Origin of the sequence: Desertihabitans aurantiacus, assembly GCF_003344635.1 — a bacterium.
Classification (GTDB): Bacteria; Actinomycetota; Actinomycetes; order Propionibacteriales; family Propionibacteriaceae; genus Desertihabitans; species Desertihabitans aurantiacus.
On the sequence record NZ_QPKK01000383.1, the window covers coordinates 1 to 2,609 of the forward strand.

Below are 2,609 nucleotides of genomic sequence, written 5' to 3' on the forward strand. Positions count from 1 at the left end.
CGGCGGCCACCACGGCGCGGGCCATCGAGACCGGGTAGCAGCCGACGTCGAGGATCGCCCCGCCGGCCAGCGCCGGGTCGAGCAGGCGTCCACCGGTGGCGCCGGTGGCGAAGCCGAAGGCGGCGTCGACGTGCAGCACCTGGCCGATGGCGCCCTCGCCGACGAGCTGCAGCAGCCGGCGGGTCTGGGGGTGGAAGCGGTACATGAAGGCCTCGACCAGCGCACGGCCGGTGGCCCGGGCGGTGTCGACCATGGTCGACACCTCGGCGTGGGTGGGCGCCATCGGCTTCTCGCACAGCACGTGCTTGCCGGCCCGCAGCGCCGCCACGGCGAGCTCGGCGTGGGTGGTGTGCACGGTGCCGACGTAGACGGCGTCGACGTCGGGGTCGGCCAGCACCTCCTCGTAGCTGCCGGCCGTCACGCCGAGCTCACCGGCCATCTCGGCCGCCCGGGAGGCGTCGCGGCTGCCGACCCGCACCAGCCGTCCGGTGCTGCTGCGGGGGAGCTGGTCGGCGAAGGTGCGCGAGATGCGTCCGGCGCCGAGCACCGCCCAGCGCAGGGAAGGGGCGAGGTCGCTGGGGGCGCCGTTCGAGGTCGTCATGGGGCTCTCCGTCGAGGTCGGGATCGGGGCGCGGCTCACGCTAGCGGTCGGCGCGCTGCACCGTCAGCCGGGCGCCCGGGCGCACCCCCCACGTCGAGAGCGCGCCGGCCGGTGCCTCCACGGCCGCCGAGGCCCGCCGGACGGGCCAGGTCGCCCCCGTCCAGGGCCGCAGCGTCCTGGTCAGCAGCACCACCCCGGCGGCGTCGACCACTGCCACGTCGATGGGGTAGCGCATGCCGACCATGTGAACCGACGGGCAGCGGGGGATCCACAGGGCGCCATCGACCCGGTCGGTGCCGAGCAGCCCGCGGCGGCGGGCCGCGCGGGTCTCGGCCACCGCCACCGCGGCGATCGGTTCGCCGTCGCGCAGCAGCCGGTGGGGTCCGGGTCCGAACACGCGCTCCGCACCCTGCTCCGCTGTGCCCACGACCGACCTCCCGTGCCTCTCCTCCGACGCCGCGGGCCACGTTAGTCAGCGACCGGGTCGCCCGCCCGCGGCCCGGTGACGGGCGCCGGGCGGTGGACTCGCACGCACTAGACTGCGCGGCGCCCGGGGCCGAGCCGGGCAGGACGACCCGGGCGGAGGTGGAGGTGGCGCGCAGGGGCCGCAAGGTCGAGCAGGCGGCTCGCCGCCGCGGTGTCACCGACCGGGTGGTGGCCGGGCTGCTGGTCGTGCTCGCCGTCGCCGGGGTGATGAGCCTGCTGCCGGGCTACGCGCAGGCCGCGCTGGGCCGCACGCTGTGCCGGGTGGGCTCGCTCGGGCTCGGCACGTGCGAGGAGCCGCGACCGGTGCTCGGGGCGGCGCCGCTGGGTGCCCCCCGGTGCTCCCTGCTCGCCCGGCTGGACGAGGTGCTGCCGGAGACCCGGGCGACGACCGTGACGGTGGCCGGCAGCCTGCCGCTGCAGCTGGACCGCGCGCGCGACGGCGACACCATCGCCACGGTGGGCCCGGTCGAGACCGGCCCGCCGCCGCTGGTGTGGGAGGGCGAGCAGCGTGCGGTGCGCCCGCTGCTGCCCGGGGTGGCGGTGCCCGAGCACGTGGCCTGGCGGCTGCCAGGAGGGCAGGGTGCCGACGAGCTGGTCGCCGCCCTGACCGGCCAGCACCGGCTGGCGGCCCAGGAGCGGTCGGCACTGGCGCTGCTGCCGACCCTCCTCGGCGCCGGGGGCTTCGACGTCCCTGAGCCGACGACCAGCTACAGCCGGGTCGACCTGCAGGTTCCCGTGCTGCCCGCGCCGGCCGGTCCGGACGCGGGGGAGAGGCCCGACGCCGACCCATCCGGCGAGCGGTGGCTGCGGCTGGACGGCTCCCGGCCGGCGGTGGTGGTGGCCGACCGCAGCGCCCAGCGCACCTCCACCGTGGCCGCGCTGACCGGCGAGCTCGCGGGGCACCCGGTCCAGGGCGGGCTGCGCTGGACCCGCGGGGCCGACGGGGCCGTGACCGACGTGCTGGTGGCGGTGGTCTCGACCCGCCCGGTGCTCGCCGAGACCGGTGACCCGCAGGACGGGAAGGACGGGGCCGACGGCGAGCGGGTCGAGGTGGCCTACCTGGACGTCCCGGTGCAGACCGCCGGCGAGCGGGCCCTCGCCGAGGAGTGGCTGAGCGACCCCGCCGGCTTCACCCTCGAGCTCGACACGCTGCTCGGCGCCCAGCCGGCCGACAGCAGCGACCTGCTCAGCTCCTGGCTGGCGCGCGCCGCGACGGTGACCGTGCTGTCCTTCGACGCCGCCGCGGACGCACCGGACCGGGACCGGGTGCTGCGGGAGCTGGTGGCCGGCTACCGCACCGAGCTCGGCCCCGACGACCTGCGGGCGGTCTCGCAGGTCAGCCCGAGCAGCAGCGGGGGCAGCCGCACCGTCGACACCGACCCGGGTTGCGTGGCGTCATGAGTCCCCGCGGAGGTGGCGGAGGTGGGGGCCGCTGGTCGCGTCGCGCGCTGCTCGCGGCCGGGGCGGTCGGCGTGGCCGCCGCCGGCGCCGGGTGGTGGCCCCGCGACGCGGTCGCCGCCCC

At 78.0% G+C, this 2,609-nt stretch carries 3 protein-coding genes; 1 reads left to right on the top strand and 2 read right to left on the bottom strand.

The window, feature by feature from the left end:
- Both DVA66_RS19245 and DVA66_RS19250 read right to left on the bottom strand, forming a co-directional pair.
- Positions 1-601 (bottom strand): Gfo/Idh/MocA family protein (locus DVA66_RS19245; protein WP_198671959.1); only part of this gene is annotated, 601 nt, incomplete at its 3' end.
- A gap of 40 nt (positions 602-641) precedes the next feature.
- Positions 642-1,028 carry a DUF192 domain-containing protein gene (locus DVA66_RS19250; RefSeq protein ID WP_198671960.1) on the bottom strand — a complete coding sequence of 129 codons (387 nt, stop codon included), beginning with the start codon at positions 1,026-1,028 and terminating at the stop codon, positions 642-644.
- Positions 1,029-1,192: 164 nt separating this feature from the next.
- Between DVA66_RS19250 and DVA66_RS19255 the strand changes: the two genes are divergently transcribed.
- Complete coding sequence (locus DVA66_RS19255) at positions 1,193-2,488, top strand: hypothetical protein (RefSeq protein ID WP_157974150.1); 1,296 nt, start codon at positions 1,193-1,195, stop codon at positions 2,486-2,488.
- Positions 2,489-2,609 lie beyond the last annotated feature (121 nt).